General features: G+C 73.9%; 14 protein-coding genes. 12 read left to right on the forward strand and 2 right to left on the reverse strand.

Annotation, left to right across the window (positions count from 1 at the left end; all coding sequences use genetic code 11):
* The first annotated feature begins 108 nt into the window (after positions 1-108).
* From WME82_RS16795 to WME82_RS16830, 8 genes are all read left to right on the forward strand, one after another.
* Positions 109-666 carry a GbsR/MarR family transcriptional regulator gene (locus WME82_RS16795; protein ID WP_012235639.1) on the forward strand — a complete coding sequence of 186 codons (558 nt, stop codon included), beginning with the start codon at positions 109-111 and terminating at the stop codon, positions 664-666.
* A 90-nt stretch (positions 667-756) separates the two neighbouring features.
* Positions 757-1,833 (forward strand): polyprenyl synthetase family protein, encoded by a 1,077-nt coding sequence (locus tag WME82_RS16800; RefSeq protein ID WP_437746476.1) that lies wholly within the window; start codon positions 757-759, stop codon positions 1,831-1,833.
* 80 nt (positions 1,834-1,913) lie between these two features.
* On the forward strand, positions 1,914-3,179 hold the full coding sequence (locus WME82_RS16805) for a hydroxymethylglutaryl-CoA reductase, degradative (protein WP_438043645.1): 1,266 nt from the start codon (positions 1,914-1,916) through the stop codon (positions 3,177-3,179).
* Positions 3,176-3,940: a bifunctional demethylmenaquinone methyltransferase/2-methoxy-6-polyprenyl-1,4-benzoquinol methylase UbiE gene (gene ubiE, locus WME82_RS16810; RefSeq protein WP_438043646.1), complete on the forward strand. Its 765-nt coding sequence runs from the start codon at positions 3,176-3,178 to the stop codon at positions 3,938-3,940. The genes WME82_RS16805 and ubiE overlap by 4 nt, the downstream gene beginning before the upstream one ends.
* Positions 3,940-5,784, forward strand: a complete 1,845-nt coding sequence (menD, locus tag WME82_RS16815) for a 2-succinyl-5-enolpyruvyl-6-hydroxy-3-cyclohexene-1-carboxylic-acid synthase (protein WP_438043647.1) — start codon at positions 3,940-3,942, stop codon at positions 5,782-5,784. The genes ubiE and menD overlap by 1 nt, the downstream gene beginning before the upstream one ends.
* 186 nt (positions 5,785-5,970) lie before the next feature.
* Positions 5,971-6,915 (forward strand): 1,4-dihydroxy-2-naphthoate polyprenyltransferase, encoded by a 945-nt coding sequence (locus WME82_RS16820; protein WP_438043648.1) that lies wholly within the window; start codon positions 5,971-5,973, stop codon positions 6,913-6,915.
* A 5-nt stretch (positions 6,916-6,920) separates the two neighbouring features.
* Entirely contained in the window at positions 6,921-7,994 is a 1,074-nt protein-coding gene (locus WME82_RS16825) for a mandelate racemase/muconate lactonizing enzyme family protein (protein ID WP_438043649.1), read from the forward strand.
* Positions 7,982-9,541 carry an AMP-binding protein gene (locus tag WME82_RS16830; protein ID WP_438043650.1) on the forward strand — a complete coding sequence of 520 codons (1,560 nt, stop codon included), beginning with the start codon at positions 7,982-7,984 and terminating at the stop codon, positions 9,539-9,541. The genes WME82_RS16825 and WME82_RS16830 overlap by 13 nt, the downstream gene beginning before the upstream one ends.
* 38 nt (positions 9,542-9,579) lie before the next feature.
* Here the strand turns inward: WME82_RS16830 and WME82_RS16835 are convergent, their stop codons facing one another.
* The gene (locus WME82_RS16835) at positions 9,580-10,023 is read right to left on the reverse strand and encodes an acyl-CoA thioesterase (RefSeq protein ID WP_438043651.1); all 444 of its coding nucleotides are present in this window, start codon (positions 10,021-10,023) and stop codon (positions 9,580-9,582) included.
* Between the two features lie 315 nt (positions 10,024-10,338).
* Between WME82_RS16835 and WME82_RS16840 the strand changes: the two genes are divergently transcribed.
* Positions 10,339-11,262: a hypothetical protein gene (locus WME82_RS16840; protein WP_438043652.1), complete on the forward strand. Its 924-nt coding sequence runs from the start codon at positions 10,339-10,341 to the stop codon at positions 11,260-11,262.
* Positions 11,263-11,484: 222 nt separating this feature from the next.
* Positions 11,485-12,303, forward strand: coding sequence for a lysophospholipid acyltransferase family protein (locus WME82_RS16845; protein ID WP_437746484.1), 819 nt, complete (start codon positions 11,485-11,487; stop codon positions 12,301-12,303).
* 25 nt (positions 12,304-12,328) lie between these two features.
* Here the strand turns inward: WME82_RS16845 and WME82_RS16850 are convergent, their stop codons facing one another.
* Positions 12,329-13,495 carry a lipin/Ned1/Smp2 family protein gene (locus WME82_RS16850; RefSeq protein ID WP_437872358.1) on the reverse strand — a complete coding sequence of 389 codons (1,167 nt, stop codon included), beginning with the start codon at positions 13,493-13,495 and terminating at the stop codon, positions 12,329-12,331.
* Between the two features lie 150 nt (positions 13,496-13,645).
* Between WME82_RS16850 and WME82_RS16855 the strand changes: the two genes are divergently transcribed.
* Together WME82_RS16855 and WME82_RS16860 are read left to right on the forward strand one after the other, a co-directional pair.
* Complete coding sequence (locus WME82_RS16855) at positions 13,646-14,302, forward strand: hypothetical protein (protein ID WP_437872359.1); 657 nt, start codon at positions 13,646-13,648, stop codon at positions 14,300-14,302.
* Positions 14,303-14,346: 44 nt separating this feature from the next.
* Positions 14,347-16,551, forward strand: a complete 2,205-nt coding sequence (locus WME82_RS16860) for a protein kinase domain-containing protein (RefSeq protein WP_437746487.1) — start codon at positions 14,347-14,349, stop codon at positions 16,549-16,551.
* The last annotated feature ends 40 nt before the right edge of the window (positions 16,552-16,591 follow it).

Below are 16,591 nucleotides of genomic sequence, written 5' to 3' on the forward strand. Positions count from 1 at the left end.
CCATGAACCGATCGGTTCGTCCGCGCTGCGTGGCGAGAACGGTCGGGAATGTCTTGACGCCGGCGCAAGTAGGCCCACACAGTTCTTTCAAAGAATTTTGAAACTTTCATGAGCCACGCAAGCGACATCCATCGCCAGGCGGAGCTGCTCGCGGCGGACGCGATCGGCGACGTCATCGAGCACTGGGGCTTTCGCCGGGTGCTCGGGCGGATCTGGACCGTCCTGTTCATTGAAGGCGGAGCCCTCTCCGCCGCCGAGATCGGCGAGCGGCTGCAGGTTTCTTCCGGCGCAATGAGTATGTCGCTGACAGAATTGCAAAGGTGGGGTGTAGTACGAAGAGTATGGAAACCGGGCGAGCGGAAGGAGTTCTTCGAGGCCGAGACGGACTTCTGGAAGATGATTTCCAAAGTGTTCGCCGAGCGCGAGCGGCTGATCGCCGACTCCGTGAGGGAGCGCCTCGAGCGGGCTTCGGCGCTGCTCGAGGGCCTGCCTCCCACCGACGCCGCCCGGTTCAGCCTCGATCGGGTGGAGCGGCTCCTCTCGTTCGTGATCGTCGCGCAGGCGGCGCTCGACGGGTTCATCAAGAGCAGGACCGTGGATTTCTCGCGGTTCGGGGATCTGGTCAGGTTCCCCATCCGCGCCGTGCGTTCCCGGCGAGGCGCCTAGCGGGACCGTGATTTCGGAGAGCTCGACCGTCACGGGGGCCCCGCGCGGTGCGGGGCGCAGCGTGCGCTCGTGCTTCCAGGTGGAGATGGGATGACTGCGACTACAACGTTTACTGGGACGGTCCAGCGGAGCGATGTCGTCTCGAGCCTCGGAGGCATGTGCGCTGGGCGAGGGCTCGACGCGCTCGCTGCGCGCCTCGCGGAGCTGAGGCGCCTGCTCGACGGGGACCTCGGCGACATCGAGCGCGAGATCGCGAAGGTCGGGCTGGACGGCGAGACGCCGGCGCACCGGAGCGCTCGGCACTTGCTCGGCCTGAACGGCAAGCGGCTGCGGCCCATCTGCGTCGCGCTGGCCTCCCACATCGGGAGCGGCTTCAACGACGCCGCGCGGACGTTCGCGGTCGCGGTCGAGCTCGTCCACAACGCGACGCTGCTGCACGACGACGTCGTCGACCTCGGCGACCGCCGGCGCGGCGCGGACGCGGCGCGGGTCATCTACGGCAACGCCGCCTCGATCTTCGGCGGCGACTACCTCCTGCTCGACGCGCTCTCCAAGATCCAGGCGGTCGGCATGATCGACGTGCTCGAGCGGGTGCTCCTCGTGATCAAGGAGATGGTCGTGGCCGAGGCGCTCCAGCTCGCGTCGCGGGGCCGCGTGCGCACGAGCTCGAGCGAGTACTTCCAGATCGTCGACGGCAAGACGGCGTCGCTGTTCCGCTGGGCGATGTTCGCAGGGGCGCGCGCGGGCGGCGTGAGCGAGCCGCTCTGCAAGGCGCTCGAGAGCTTCGGGACGAGCCTCGGGGTCGCGTTCCAGCTCGTCGACGACGTCCTCGACTTCGCCGGCGACCCGGAGGCGACCGGCAAGGCGCTGCTCACGGACCTGCGCGAGGGCAAGATGACGTACCCGCTGCTCCTCGCCATGGAGCGCGACCGCGAGCTCACGCCCGCCCTCGAGGCGCACTGCGCGTCGGAGGACACGGCCGTCGAGCCGGAGCTCGGCCGGCGCATCGCGCAGATCATGGTCGAGAAGCGCGTCGTGGACGACTGCCTGGAGCTCGCGTCCCGGCTCTGCGGGGACGCGGTGCGGAGCATCGAGCCGCTCCCGGAGAGCCCGGCGAAGGCGGCGCTGGAGGGGGTCGCGATGTCGACGCCCCGGCGGAAGCGGTGAGCGGCGATGACGAACCCCTTGATGCAGTGCGCGGAGCGCGCGCCCCGCTCGCGAGCGCGCGCGGCGCGCGGAGACACCCGATGAGCCAACACGTGTCCAGCCGGATCAGCGGCTTCTACAAGCGGTGCCTCGAGGAGCGGCTCCGCGCGATCCAGGCGCTCGGTCTGCTCGACGAGGAGGCGCTCGCGCACCTCGCGAGCGGGGGAGGGCTGCCGACGGCGGTGGCCGATCGGATGTGCGAGAACGTCATCGCGACGCACGCGCTCCCGCTCGGCCTTGCGCTGAACTTCCGCGTGAACCAGCGCGACGTGCTGGTGCCGATGGCGGTGGAGGAGCCGAGCGTCATCGCCGCCGCGTCGAACGCGGCGCGCATGGTCCGGCGGTCGGGCGGCTTCTCCGGCGAGGCGGACCCGCCGATCATGACCGCCCAGGTCCAGCTCGACGACGTGCCGGACGCGGAGGCGGCCGCGGGCCGGCTGGAGGCGGCCCGCGCGAGCCTGCTCGCGGCCGGGGACGCGGCCATCCCCAGGATGGTGGCGCGCGGCGGCGGCTGCCGCGATCTCGAGGTGCGCGTCCTCTCGGCGGAGCTCGGCGTGCTCGTTGTGCACCTCTACGTCGAGGTCGGTGACGCCATGGGCGCGAACCTGGTCGACACCGTCGCAGAGGCGGTGGCGCCGCTCGTGCAGCGCATCGCCGGCGGGACGCTGGGCCTGCGGATCCTCTCCAACCTGACCGTCCGCCGCCTCGTCCGGGTGACGGCCACCGTGACGGACGACGCGCTCGGGGGCGCGGACGTGGCGAGCGGCATCGCGCGGGCGAGCCGCTTCGCGGAGCTCGATCCGTACCGGGCGACGACCCACAACAAGGGCTTCATGAACGGGCTCGACGCGGCCGCGGTCGCGCTCGGGCAGGACTTCCGCGCCATCGAGGCGGGCGCGCACGCGTACGCGGCGATCGGCGGCCGGTACCGGCCGCTCAGCACGTGGGAGCGCATCCCCGGTGGGCTCGTGGGGCGGGCGGAGCTGCCGCTCGCCGTCGGCACGGTGGGCGGCGCGACCGAGGTGCACGCGGGCGTGCGCGCCGCGCTGCAGCTCGTGGGCGCGAAGAGCGCGCGCGAGCTCGCGGTGGTGCTGGCGTCCGTCGGGCTGGCGTCCAACCTGGCGGCGCTGCGCGCGCTCGCGAGCGAGGGCATCCAGCGAGGCCACATGCGGCTCCACGAGCGGAAACGCGCGATCGGGGCGGGGGACGGGGAGTCCGCCGCGCCGCCGTCCGGCGAAGGTAAGCGGTTCGCCGCAGAGCGCGCCGAGGCGCCGCGCGCGGTGCACCAGGCGGGGGGCGGGACATGAGCGAGGCGAGCCAGGATCAGGCGCCGCGCGGCGGGCGCCGCTTCGGCACGGGCGAGATGTTCGACGGCATCGCGGAGCGGTACGACCTCCTGAACCGGGTCATCTCGCTGGGGCTCGATCAGGGCTGGCGGCGGCGCGCGGTGCGCTCGCTCGAGCTCTCGCCCGGCGCGACGGTGCTCGATCTCGCGACCGGCACCGCCGATCTCGCGATCGCGATCGCGCGGGCGCACGAGGTGAAGGTCATCGGGGTCGATCCGTCGCAGGGGATGCTCGGCGTCGGCCGCCGGAAGGTGGAGGCCGCGGGGCTCGCCGGGCGGATCGATCTCGAGGTCGGCGACGCGCAGCAGCTCCAGCTCGGCGACGCGAGCGTCGACGCCATCTCGATGGCGTTCGGGATCCGCAACGTCCCGGATCGCGCGCGGGCGCTCCGCGAGATGGCGCGCGTCACGCGGCCCGGGGGGCGCATCGCGATCCTCGAGCTCAGCGAGCCGCGCAGCGGGCTCATGGGCAAGCTCGCGCGCTTCCACATCCACACGGTCGTCCCGTACGTGGGCGGCGCGATCTCCGGCAGGGACGAGTACCGGTACCTGCAGGACTCGATCGCGAGGTTCCCGCCGCCGGACGAGTTCGCGGAGCTGATGCGCGGCGCGGGGCTGCGCGTGCTCCGCGTGGAGCCGCTCACGATGGGCGTCGTGTGCCTCTTCGTCGCGACGCCCGAGGGGCCTGAGGTGCGCGCGAGAGAGGGCCTAGGGGGGCGGTGATGGGCGGGTCGAACCTCCACTCTGCCTGGGCGCAGCTGTTCGTCCGCGCGCTCGCGCAGGCCGGGGTGCGCGACCTGGTCCTCTGCCCCGGCTCGCGCTCCACGCCGCTCGCGATCGCGGCGATGGAGAGCGAGGAGGTGCGCTGCCACAGCGTCGTCGACGAGCGCGCCGCCGCGTTCTTCGCGCTCGGGCAGGCGCGCGTCACCGGACGGCCCAGCGTCTTCGTCTGCACCTCGGGCACCGCCGGCGCGCACGCGCTCCCGGCGGTCATCGAGGCGCACCGGAGCTTCACCCCGTTCATCGCGATCACGGCCGACCGCCCGTGGGAGCTCGCCGACGCCGCGGCCTCGCAGACCATCGATCAGACCAAGCTCTTCGGCGACCACGTCCGTCACTTCGCCGAGCTCGGGCTGCCGGATCCGTCGCCCCTCGCGATGCGCGCGGCGACGCGCATCGCGGCCCAGGCGGTCACGCGCGCGCTGTCGCCGACGCCGGGCCCGGTCCACATCAACGCGCGCTTCCGCAAGCCGCTCGAGCCGGTCGACGCGGCCGGGCCCGAGCCGTGGCAGGCAGAGTGGGAGGCGCTGATGCGCCGCGCCGGCACGCGGGTCGTGTCGGCCCGCGCCGGGGTCGATGGGCGCGCGATCGAGGAGCTCGCCGCGCGCTGCGCGCGCGCGGAGCGCGGGCTCATCGTGTGCGGCCCCGCCGAGAGCCGAGAGGACGACGCGCGCGCGCGCCGCGCGGTGCTCGCGCTCTCGCGCGCGACAGGCTTCCCGGTGCTCGCCGAGGGCACGAGCCAGATCTGCTTTGGCGGCCTCACCGAGGGCGTCGTGATGCCGGCGTCGTTCGATTCGTTCCTCCGCGCGCCAGAGTTCCGCGCGGCGAACGCGCCCGACCTCATCCTCGAGCTCGGCGCGCCGCCGACGTCGGCCGGCTACGCGACCTACATCGCCGAGCACACGAGCGCCCGCCGCGTCGTCGTCTCCTCGCACGGCTGGAACGACCCGACGAGCGCCGCGGCTGCCCTCGTCATGGGTGAGCCCGTGGAGGTGTGCGAGGCGCTCGCGGCGCGCCTCGCCGGGGCGGCGCTGAGCCTGGGGCGCGGGCGGCGGGACTGGGCCGCGACGTTCGCGCGCGCCGGCGAGATCGCGGCGGCGCACGCCGCGCGCGCTTGCGCCGGGGACGAGCTGACGGAGGGTGCCATCGCCCGGATGGTGGCCAGCGCGTGCCCCGCGGGCTCGCTGCTCGCGATCGGCAACAGCATGCCGGTGCGCGACCTCGATACGTACTGCCCGCCGTCGGCGCGCGCGCTGCGCGTGCTGCACCAGCGCGGGGCGAGCGGGATCGACGGCCTCGTGTCGGCCGCGGCCGGCGCGCGCGTGGCGGCCGCAGCGCCGGTCACGTTGCTGCTCGGCGATCTCAGCCTGCTGCACGATCTGACCGGGCTGCTCCTCGCCTCGAAGGCAGCGGGCGATGGCCGAGCGCCGCTCGTCATCGTGGTGGTCCAGAACGACGGCGGCCGCATCTTCGAGCACCTCCCCATCGCCAGGCGCGGCGCCGAGCTGCTCGAGCGCTGCTTCACGATGCCGCAGCACCTCGACTTCGCGCCTGCGGCGGCGATGTTCGGGCTCGCCTACGAGCGCGCCGGCACCGCCGGGGATCTCGCCCGCGCGCTCGCCGCGGGGTATCAGCGGACGGGCGCGACGCTGATCGAGGCGGTGGTGCCGCCCCACGACGGCGCTGCCCGCGTGGCGCGGCTCTGGTCCGACGTTCGTCGCGACGTCGCAGCCCTGGTCAGCGCGCCGGCCGCGGACGGCGCGGCGGCCGATCTGCAGACTCCATGAGCGGCGCGCGCGCCGAGAACCCCGAGCTTGCCGAGAGGGATCCACGATCATGAGCCAGGTCAACGCGAACACGAGTCCCGCTTCCGACGAGGTCGCTCGCGGCGGGTCCGGCGAGGGCGCCGCGCAGCGCGGGAGCGATCGCGCTGCCGCGAGGGCGCGCGGGCCCCGCGAGCCGGGGAGGGGATCGTGAGCGCCGCGGCGGCCCCTCAGGCGACGGGCGCGGCGGGCGCAGCGGCCCCGGGTGGCGTGCGCCCCGGCTCGCTGCGGGCGTGGCTCCTCGCGTGCCGGCCGGCGACGCTCACCGCGGCGCTCGCGCCGGTGATGGTCGGGACCGCCGTCGCCTACGCGCTCGGCGGGATGCGGCTCGGCCCGGCGCTCTCGGCGCTCGCGGGCGCGATGCTCATCCAGATCGCGACGAACTTCGCGAACGACGTCTTCGATCACGAGAAGGGCGCCGACACGCACGAGCGGCTCGGCCCCACGCGCGCCGTGCAGGCGGGGCTGCTCACGCCGCGCCAGGTGCGCGTCGGGCTGCTCGTCACGATCGCGCTCACGTTGCCGTTCGGGGTGTACCTGGCGTTCGTGGGCGGGTGGCCCATCGTGGTGATCGGCGTCGTCTCGATCCTCGCTGGCGTCGCGTACACCGGCGGGCCGTACCCGCTCGGCTATCACGGTCTCGGCGACCTCTTCGTGTTCGTGTTCTTCGGCCTCGTCGCCGTCTGCGGTACGGTGTTCGTCCAGCTCGGCTCGGTCCCGCCGCTCGCGTGGGCGGCGGCCGTGCCGATCGGCGCCATCGCCACCGCCGTGCTCGTCGTCAACAACGTCCGCGATCGCGAGACGGACGTCGTCGCCGGCAAGCGCACGCTCGCCGTCCGGCTCGGGCGCCGCGCGGGCGTCATCGAATACGCGATGCTCTTCGCCGCCGCCTACGCGGTGCCGGTCGCGCTCGCCGTCGGCGAGGGCCGGCGGTGGACGCTCCTCGTGCTCGCGACGTTCCCTCGCGCGGTGCGCCTGCTCCGGGTGCTGGCGACGACCGACGGCCGGCCGCTCAACGACTGCCTCGCCGGGACGGCGAAGCTGCTGCTCGCGTACGCGCTGCTCTTCTCGCTCGGCCTCGCGGCCCACCTGTAGGGATCATGCGCGTCGTCGATGCCCGCCTCGCGTCCCGGGTCCTTGATGGCGCGCGCCGGGGCCTCGTGCTGTCGCTCACCGACGACGAGGGACGCGTCGGCCTGGGTGAGGCCACGCCGCTCCCCGGCTTCTCACCCGACACGGCCGACGAGGACCAGCGCGCGCTCGCCGAGCTGCCGGGGGCGCTCGGCGCGGTCGACCTTCCGGCCGAGGGCGCTCCGCCGACGGCGACGGCGTCCGCGATCCTGCGCGCGCTCGCGCCGCTGTCATCGCGGCTGCGCGAGCTCCCGGCGGCGCGCTTCGCCCTGGAGACGGCGCTGCTCGATCTGCTGGGCCAGCGCCTCGGCCTCTCGTTATCGGCGTGCCTCGGCGGACACGGGCGCTACGCCGAGGTCCAGGTCAACGGGCTGCTCACGACCTCGGTGCCGCTGCCGGAGATGCTCGCGCGCGCTCGCGTGGACGCCGCGCGCGGCGTCCGCGCGATCAAGGTGAAGCTCCGCTCGCGCGGGGAGGACGGCTTCGCGCGCGACCTCGAGGCGCTGCGCGCGCTGCGGCGGGAGCACCCGGGCGTCGAGCTCCGGCTCGACGCGAACGCGGCGTGGTCGCTCGACGAGGCGCCCCGCCGGCTCGCGCTCCTCGCGCCGCTCGGCCCGCGCTTCGTCGAGCAGCCGGTCGCGCCCGAGCTCCTCCATCACCTCGGCGCGCGCGAGGTCCCGTGGGCGGCCGACGAGTCGCTCGCGGTCGAGGGCATGCCGGAGCGCCTGCTCGAAGCGGAAGGCTGCGCCGCGTTCATCCTGAAGCCCGCGATGCTCGGCCTGCTGCGCGCGCACACGCTCGGCTGCAGGGCACAGGCGCGCGGCCTCGACGCCGTGGTGACGCACCTCTTCGACGGGCCCATCGCGCTCGCCGCCTCGTGTGAGCTCGCGCTCGCCTTGCCGCGCGCGCCGCTCGCGTGCGGCCTCGACGCGCACGCCGGCCTGGAGGCGTGGCCCGCGATCCGGATCCCGCAGCTCCGCGAGGGCGGCCTGGTCGCGGCCAGCGATCAGCCCGGCCTCGGCATCCGGCCATGGACCGGCTGAGCCTCCTCGATGCCGCGCGCGATCCCGCGATCGCCGCCCGGACAGCGATCGTCCTCGGCGGCGCCGAGGACGACGCGCCGCGCGCGATCGACGTCCCCGCCCTTGGCGTCGGCGCCGGCGGCGCCCTCCGCTTCGGCGAGCTGGCGCCCGCGGTCGCGGCCGTATCTGCCCGGCTCGCCCGCGCGGGGGTAGGGCAGGGAGCCCGCGTGGCGCTCGTCGCCCCGAACGCGCTCGGGACCGTGGTCGTCATCCACGCGCTGCTCGCGCTCGGCGCCGTGCTCGTCCCGATCCATCCCCGGCTCACGGCCGGCGAGGCGGGCCTCCTGATCGACGACGCGCGCCCCGACCTCGTGCTGCGCGAGCCTGCGCTCGCCGCCCTGCTCGACGACGCCGCGCCGGAGATCGGCGCGCTCCGCGAGCGCGGGGCGCGCGCCGCCGAGACCGCGCGCGTCCCGCCGCCGGACGCTTCCGGCGATCTGGCGATCGTCTACACCTCGGGCACCACCGGGCGTCCCAAGGGCGCGGTGCTCTCGCGCCGCGCGTTCCTCGCCGCCGCCGAGGGGAGCGCGGCCAACCTCGGCGTGCGCGACGACGACCGCTGGCTGCTCTGCCTTCCGCTCTGCCACGTCGGTGGCCTCTCGATCGTGACCCGCTGCTTGCTCGCGCGGCGCGCTGTCATCCTCGCGCCTCGCTTCGAGCCCGCCTCGGTGCTCGCCTCGATCGTCCGCGACCGCGCGACGCTGCTCTCCGTGGTGCCGACGATGCTGCTCGCGCTGCTGGAGGCCGATCGCGACAACGTCCTCGCCCGGCTCCGCGCGGTGCTCGTCGGCGGCGCGGGCGCTCCGGAGCGGGCGCTCGACGAGTGCGCGCGCCGCGGGGTCCCCGCGCTCACCACGTACGGCCTCACCGAGGCGTGCTCGCAGGTCACCGTGCAGCGCCCGCGCGATCCGCGCGCGAGAGAGCCGGGCTCTGGCTCCCCGATCGCCGGCGTCGAGCTTCGCATCGAGGGCGCCGGCAGCGACGGCGTGGGCCGCATCGAGCTCCGCGGCCCGGTGCTGTTCCGCGGCTACTACCGCGGCCCCGACCGCGCGCCGGAGCTCTCGGTCGACGGCGCCGGGTGGTTCGGCACCGGCGATCTCGGCGCGCTCGACGCCGCCGGGCGGCTGCACGTCGCGGCGCGCCGCAGCGATCTCATCGTGACCGGCGGAGAGAACGTCTACCCCGCCGAGGTGGAGCAGGTCCTCGCGTCCTGCGAGGGCGTCGCCGGCGCGGTGGTGTTCGGCGTGCCTGACGATCGCTGGGGTCAGGTCGTCGCCGCGGCGATCGTCCCCGATCAGGCCTCGCCCTGCGAGGCGGGCGGCGCCGCACCCTCCCCCGCATGGCTCGGCGATCTCGCGGCCGTCGTCGCGGCGCGGCTCGCCCCGCACAAGCGCCCGCGGCGCCTCTGCGCCGTCGCGGCGCTGCCGCTCACCGCGGCCGGCAAGCTCGATCGCGCCGGCGCGGCGGCGCAGCTCGCGGCCGCGCTCGCCCCGTTCCCACCGCGCTAGCGCCAGGCGCGCCGTCCGGCGGCCGTCGCTCGGCGCGGTTAGGCGAGCGCGCTGCGCAGATCGTCCGGGAGCGGGCACGGCGTGAAGCGCGCGCCGTCGATGCACACGTGCACGGTCTGCCCGATGGCGGCGACGCGACCCGCCGTCGTCATCGTCACGCGGTAGCCCACCGTGAACGACGTGTCACCGAGCTTCGGCGCGAGCACCTCGACCTCGATGGTGTCACCGAACCGGAGCGGCAGGAGGTAATCCGCCTCGGCGTGGACGAGCGGCAGCTTGATCATGCCGCCCGCGATCATCGCAGGAAGGTCGATGCCTCGCTCCTTCAGCGCGATCATGTACGCGTCGCTGAAATACTCGAGGACCCGCGGATAGAAGACGATCCCGGCCGCATCGACGTCCTGGAAGCGCACGGCGCGGCGCTCCACGGCGAGGCGCGGCGCGGTCTGCTTGAGCTCATCGACGCTGAACGCGCGCTTCATCGCGCCGCAGGTTAGCGCAGAGGCGCCGAGCACGTCGCGAGGAGCGCGGTGCTCCGCCGCACCGCGGCGCCCTCCTTCTCCAGCTCTGACGCGGGCGGTCAGGTCTGACCGCCGACGCTTCGCCGGGTCGTTCTGCTGTCCCTTTCTGCTCGCCGTCGTCCGTTTCGCAGTCCATGCTCGCCCGCGATGGCTGACCGACGTCCCGGCGGTCTCGGGGCCGGGTCCCGCAGGCTGCGTCGCGCCACCTCGAAGGATCGCGAGCGCCGCGCGATGCGATGCCTCCGGGCCCGAGCGCCGCGTTCCCGCGGCGTGCTCGTGGCGCTCGCTTGTCTCCTGGCAGCGAGCTTCGCGGCCGCGTGCGAGTCGGCGCCGGTGTCGACCCCGACGCCGATGCCCTCTCAGAGCCCGCCCGTCGCTGCGCTGCCGCGGCCTGCGTTCGCGGAGACCTCGACGCCGACCGGCGCGGCGCACGCGTCGAACCCGCTCGGCCTCCCCCCGTACCCGATCAAGCTAGAGCCAGGCCGCCGCGTGTTCACCTTCTCGGACCGGATGCTCGCCGGGGCCAAGCTCGGGTCCACGCTCGTGCTGTACGCGGCGACCGTGGTCGGCTTCGACGGCGACGACCTCATCGTCGAGGGGAGGGGCGGACCGTCGTACAAGGTTCACCCGGGCTACGTCATCCCCGTGCCCGACGCGCCCCGCCTCCGGCCCCACGACCCGCTGCTCACGGAGTGGAACGGCGTCATGAAGCATGCCGTCCTCACCCGCTTCGTGAAGGACAAGATCGAGGTCCGCTACACCGACATGGACCCGCGGACCCCGCTCGCGCAGCTCAAGGGGGTTCGCTTCGTCGTGCAGAGCGCGGGGCTCGCCCCCGGTAACTTCGCCGCATGGAAGGACGGCGAGACGTGGCGCCACGTGCTGCTCGTGTCGCGGCTCGGCGGTCCTCCGGCCGAGCCAGGCGCCGTCCTGACGTCGCTGCCCAGCAGCTCCGCGCGGTGGTTTGCCCTCGGTTACGGCGGCGCCGCGTTGCTCGCCGACGAGTCGGCGCTCCGTCCGCTCCCCGTCAAGCCGCAGCTCAAGATCGGGGCGAGCGTCTGGGCCGAATGGGTCGGCGCGCTGCGCCCCGCCGTCGTGCAGAGCGCCGAAGAGACAGGCCTGTACACGGTCAAGTTCGAGCGCGCCGGGCGGCCGGCCACGGTCGGCTGGGGGCTGCTCACGCCGCCGCTCGACCTGTAGTAGCCGCACGGCACCGCAAGAGCGCGTCGATCGAGCCTCTACCCTGGCCCGAGGAGCGGTCCTGGTCCATGGCGAACTTCCGAGGTGGGCGAGCGCCGGATCGCGCATCTCGCCGCGCCGCGAAGCGGCGATCCGGAGTCGAGCAACGCCGCTTGCACGCAGCGCCGGTGCGCAAGACGCTACGCGTTTTCGCCCGATATGGAGAGTGGTAAGCGCTGTAGTATGGATCTCAGGAGCGCATGGCTGGCGACGCGCCAGTGGGTCCCTTTCACCCTCAGGACCATGGCGTACGGCACCGTGTCTCTGACGCTGGGCCCCCTCACGCCGCAGCGCTCGGCGAGCCTGTGGGCGATGCGCCGCTGGTGTCAGGCGAGCGCGCGAGGGCTCGATATCGAGATCCAGGCGAGCGGACTCGAGAACGTCCCTCCCGGGGTGTTCGTCTACTGCTCCAACCACCAGAGCCTTCTTGACATCCTGGCCCTCGGCGCCGCGCTGCCGGGCGATTTCAAGTGGGCTGCCAAGCGCTCTCTCATGAAGATCCCATTCCTCGGCTGGCACCTCCGGCTCGCGGGCCATGTGCCGGTCGATCGCACGGTCGGCTCCCGCGCCGCGGTCGAGGCGATCTCGCGGTTCGAGGAGGTGCTCAAGAGCGGCAAGCCGCTGCTCGTCTTCCCCGAGGGGACGCGGAGCGAGGACGGCATCCTCCGGCAGTTCAAGAACGGCGGCTTCTATGCAGCCGTCCGCGCCGGCGTGCCCGTGGTGCCGGTCGCCATCGACGGCACGCACCTCCTCATGAAGAAGGGCGCCCTCGACACCGGCGACGGCACCCTGCGGATCGTCCGTGTCCGGGTCGGCGCGCCGATCGCCGTGCGCCCGGACGGCCGCGAGGGCGCGCGGGTCAACGAGCTGCGCGAGCGCGCCCACGCCGCGGTGAGCGAGCTCCTCCGCTCGATCGGCGGTCGTGTCGAAGCGCCGGACGGCGCCGTGGCCGCATCGGAGGCGCCGGCGAGCGGCGCCCGGACCGAGCAGGCGTCCGGCTGACGGGTCGCCGCGCCGGCGGGGCGGATCAATCGCAGAGGCTGGGGAGCGCGTCGATCTCGGCGAACAGCTCGTCGTAGCCGTCGATGCGACGGCCACCGTGCGCCTCATCGTCGAACCGGTAGAACACGCGCCGCGCGACCGGCATCACGCCGCCGTTGTCGTAGGCCTCGGCGTCGGTCGCCGTGTTGCCGAAGGCCCACGCGGGCAGCATCTCCCTTCCGTCGAACAGCCGCTCCAGCTCCGCTGTCTTGTACTCCGCGGCGCCGTCGCCCGTCGCGCCCGTCAGGCCCAGCGTGGTGTGCACGATGCCAGGCGGGAAGCCGTACGCCTCGAGGAAATCGCGCGTGCGCTGGACGAGCCACTCCGGCCGCGCGGTCAGGTACATCGGGCGATAGCCCTTCGACGTGAGCCGGTGGAACGCCGCCGCGGCGTGCGCGTGCGCGTCGGGCAGCTCGCCAAGGAGGAGCGAGGTGAACTCCTCGGTCTCCGTGCCGGTGAGCGTCCCATCGACGTCGCTGACGAACATCGGCGCGCCCCGCGGGACGACCTCGATGAAGAGGTCGGTGCTCGAGAGGTCGCCGCGGACGACCAGGTGGACCCGGTGCCGGCCCGGACCGAGCCGCTGCGCCGCGGGGATCTCGAAGTAGACGCGGCCGCCGTCATCGCTGACACCCTCGACCGCGCGGTGCGCCGAGTCCGCTTCCGTCGTGGTCGCCGAGCCGAGGCGCTCCCACGCGCCGCCGCAGCCGCGGAGCAGATAGATGTCGACCCGCTCATCCTTCAGGTCCTTGTCCGTGATCCCGTAGGCGAACTTTCCGATGATCCACTGCGGGTCGTCCGGCGTCAGGTAGAGGTCGCGTCCGCGGTGGTTGGGGCTCCCAGCGCCGGCGATGAGGTACGAAGACGGGTGATTCCACGCGAGCTCCTCGCCCGGATCGGGCGGCGCCGCATCACACGCCGGAGGTGGGTTGCAGGAGGCTCCCGGCGCCCCGCCGCCGCTCGAACCGCCGTCCTCGCCGCTCGGCGCGCCGCCGCCGCCATCATTCTGGCCCCCGCCGCTGTTCTGGCCGTCGCCATCGCTGCCCCGGCCATCGTCATCGCCTCCCTGGCCACCGCCCCCGCCTCCGCTCGGCGCCCACTCGAGCGTCGCGTCGGCCGATCCGCAGCCGATCGCGAGCGCTGTTGTCGCCATGACAAGTAGGATCCTGGTCTGCATCGGGCCCGAGTGTGACCGAGTCGCCCCCGTTCGAACAGCGACCTCCGGTCGTCGAGGGCCTCCCGGCGGACCGCGCTCGCCCCTTGCGCGCTGGCCCGACTCCGGGCAATCGTAGCGGCCCCAACGATGCCCAAGCCCGATCCGAAGGTCTTGCTTCGCCACGCCGGTGACTATCTCAAGGCGCACCCCGAGGAGATCGCGAGGGCGCTCCGCGGCGCGCTCCGCCTGCGGTTCGGCGTCCCGATCGATGCGCTGCGCTATCTGGCGCGAGAGCTCAGCGGCGGCAAGCGCGCGCCGAAGGACATCGTGATCGAGGCCGCGCCCCCGGGCCTGCGCCTCGCCCTGACGGTGAAGATCATGGGCGCCCCGATCCGGGCCTCGTTCACGGCCTTCGCCGAGGAGCTCGACGTGCGCGCGGACGCGATCCAGGTCGGCCTGCGGATCGCCGACCTCAAGCTGCAGGTGCTGGGCGACGAGGCCTCGCCGATCGCCGGGCTGATCGGCTCGGGGGCGATCGACCTGAACAAGCCGGGCGATCTCGTCTCCTTCATGCCCAAGCGGCCCGCCGCGCTGATCGACGCGAAGGGTGACAGGATTACCCTGGATCTCCTCAAAATCCCGGCCCTCGCCGGGAATCCGACGGTCGTGCGGGCGCTGCGCATCTGCGCGCCGGTGCTCGGTGTCCGTGCGCTCAAGACCAAGGATGACCACCTGGACGTGCACCTCAAGGCCACCCCCTCCGGGGTCGCCGCCGCGATCGCCGCGGTGCGCGCGGGTCTCTGAGGCTCTTTCCGGTGGGGGCCGTCGCCCGCTAGACTTCTCCGTGCATGTCTCGGCTCCCCGAGCCCGCGCCGGCTGCGCTCTCGTTCCAGTTCCTTGCCGAGATTGCGTCCGGGGCCACCACCCGCGTTGATCTCTGCAGGTCGGCAGGTCCGCACCGGCCTGGGGAGCTGCTCGCCGTCAAGCGGCTGCACCCGCACTTCGCCGAGGATCAGAACGTCTCCACCCGGTTCCTCGACGAGGTGCGCACGACCGCGGCGCTCAAGCACCCGAACGTGGTCGAGGTCGCCGGCTGGGGGACGGACGAGCAGGGGTGGTACTTCGCCGTCGAGCTCGTGCAGGGCGTGAGCCTCGCGCGGCTCATGAAGACCGTCTTCGACACCGGCGAGATGTTCTCCGAGCGGCTCGTCGTCCACGTCGGCGCGACGCTCTGCCGCGGGCTCAGCGCGGCGCACGAGCTCCGCTCGCCTGCCGGCGCGCTGCTCAACCTCGTGCACCGCGATCTGACGCCGGGCAACGTGCTCGTCGGGTTCCAGGGCGAGGTGAAGATCGCCGATTTCGGGCTCGCCAAATCGTCGCTCCGCGTGATGACGACGGCCGTCGGAGCGCGCCGGCGCGTGACGACGTACATGGCGCCGGAGCAGGCCCGCGGGGGCGCCGCCGACAGGCGCTCCGACCTGTTCTCGCTCGGCGTCGTGCTGTTCGAGCTCTTCACCGGCAAGCACCCGTGGCCGTCGACGAGCGACTACGAGCTCTTGCGGAGCATGTCGACGCAGCCAGCGGCCGACCTGCGGGAGCTCCGGCCGAAGATCGACAAGGAGCTCGTGTCGATCGTGATGCGCTGTCTCGAGAGGGACCCGCCGTCGCGCTTCCAGAGCGCGGACGAGATCCTCGCTCGGCTCGAGGGCTGGCTACACAGCCACGGGTACCACGAGGGGAACGAGGAGGCGCTCGGGCGCTTCGTGCGGCGCAACGCGATGAGACAGATGCGCTGGTTCGAGCGCGCCGTCACCGGCGGCTTCGCCGGGGTCGCCAAGGCGCCGCGCCCCTCGCTCTCGACAGCCGAGGCGATCCCGCGCCGGCCCTCGGCCGATCCGCGGGGCAGGGGGGCGAACGCCCCCGGTCGGCTCCGCGGCAGCGGGGGCGCGCGCGCTCAGAACGACGACGCGACCGACATCGAGGCGCGCCGCGGGACGCTGTCCCCGTCGCCGACCGGCCTCACGCCGCGCGAGGCGGACGCCGCGGACGACGACCTCGGCCGGCGCGGACCGATGGCCTCCGAGACGGCCGACGAGGCGACGGTCGTCGTCGGCAGCAACGGCAGGGTGCGCGCAGATCCCGGGTCCTCCAGCTCGGGCGGAGGACGGCGCCGCAGCAGCCTGCCCTCGTACGGATCCCTCACCGATCGGGACAGCGAGCCGCTGCCGGTGTCGGGGAACGAGCTGCGCGCGACGTCCGGGAACGAGGCGACGCCCTCGATCTCTCCCGTGGCCGCGTTCTCCGTGGATCACGACGCCGACACACCGCTCACGGCGCAGGGCGTGCCGGCAGGGGCGAGGCCGCTGCACGCGGAGGTCGACCGCCTCACGACCGAGGCGCTCCGGCTCCGCGAGGAGGCGCGCTTCGCGGTCGCCCACGCCGAGCGCAAGCTGGCGCTGGCCAAGGTGGCTGCTCACCTCTCCGAGATGGCCACCGAGGCGCTGCGCCTCTCCGCGAGCGCCGCCCCGGAGCGCGCGTCGCACCGCCTCGACGAGGCGCTCGCGCTCGAGCGGGCGATGCACAAGGTGATGTCCGCGCCGCTCACGCTCGCGCCCGAGACGACGGCGCTGCCTGTCGCGTGGGGCAACGAGCAGCGGGCCATCCTCGCCCAGCTCGGCCTCGAGCACCTGGCGTCACCGGCCGCGTCGAGGCCCTCGGATTTCGGCGCGCCCCCGCATCGGCTCACTCCGGCGCCCGGGGACGTGAGCGCGGCCCAGCATCGGCTCACTCCGACGCCCGGGGATGCGGGCGCGGCCCAGCCGTTCATGGGCGCCGACCCCGCGAGGAGCGACGCGGCAGGCGTGCCATCCGCCGCGCTCGCCGTCCGGGGTGACGCTGCGGGCGACGCGATCGGCCCGCCCACCGCCGCGGACGCTGTCGCGTTTCAGGCCAGCCTCCGGCCGATGCTCCTCGGCGTGCCGCGCGCGCTCGCGCTCGCCGTCGCGGCGGCGGCCTTCATGGCGTTCGTTTTGCTCGCCTGGTTCTATTCCTGAAGCGCCGCTGCGCGCGCGCGAGCGCACCCGACGCGCCGAG

The sequence above is a fragment of the Sorangium sp. So ce128 genome (assembly GCF_051525245.1).
GTDB classification, from domain to species: Bacteria; Myxococcota_A; Polyangia; order Polyangiales; family Polyangiaceae; genus Sorangium; species Sorangium cellulosum_B.

What these genes read in the sequence shown, in the direction of transcription:
- WME82_RS16795 (WP_012235639.1), top strand. Translation starts at nt 109, where the DNA reads ATGAGCCACGCAAGCGACATCCATCGCCAGGCGGAGCTGCTCGCGGCG.
- WME82_RS16800 (WP_437746476.1), top strand. Translation starts at nt 757, where the DNA reads ATGACTGCGACTACAACGTTTACTGGGACGGTCCAGCGGAGCGATGTC.
- WME82_RS16805 (WP_438043645.1), top strand. Translation starts at nt 1,914, where the DNA reads ATGAGCCAACACGTGTCCAGCCGGATCAGCGGCTTCTACAAGCGGTGC.
- ubiE (WP_438043646.1), top strand. Translation starts at nt 3,176, where the DNA reads ATGAGCGAGGCGAGCCAGGATCAGGCGCCGCGCGGCGGGCGCCGCTTC.
- menD (WP_438043647.1), top strand. Translation starts at nt 3,940, where the DNA reads ATGGGCGGGTCGAACCTCCACTCTGCCTGGGCGCAGCTGTTCGTCCGC.
- WME82_RS16825 (WP_438043649.1), top strand. Translation starts at nt 6,921, where the DNA reads ATGCGCGTCGTCGATGCCCGCCTCGCGTCCCGGGTCCTTGATGGCGCG.
- WME82_RS16830 (WP_438043650.1), top strand. Translation starts at nt 7,982, where the DNA reads ATGGACCGGCTGAGCCTCCTCGATGCCGCGCGCGATCCCGCGATCGCC.
- WME82_RS16835 (WP_438043651.1), bottom strand. Translation starts at nt 10,023, where the DNA reads ATGAAGCGCGCGTTCAGCGTCGATGAGCTCAAGCAGACCGCGCCGCGC.
- WME82_RS16845 (WP_437746484.1), top strand. Translation starts at nt 11,485, where the DNA reads ATGGATCTCAGGAGCGCATGGCTGGCGACGCGCCAGTGGGTCCCTTTC.
- WME82_RS16850 (WP_437872358.1), bottom strand. Translation starts at nt 13,495, where the DNA reads ATGGCGACAACAGCGCTCGCGATCGGCTGCGGATCGGCCGACGCGACG.
- WME82_RS16855 (WP_437872359.1), top strand. Translation starts at nt 13,646, where the DNA reads ATGCCCAAGCCCGATCCGAAGGTCTTGCTTCGCCACGCCGGTGACTAT.
- WME82_RS16860 (WP_437746487.1), top strand. Translation starts at nt 14,347, where the DNA reads ATGTCTCGGCTCCCCGAGCCCGCGCCGGCTGCGCTCTCGTTCCAGTTC.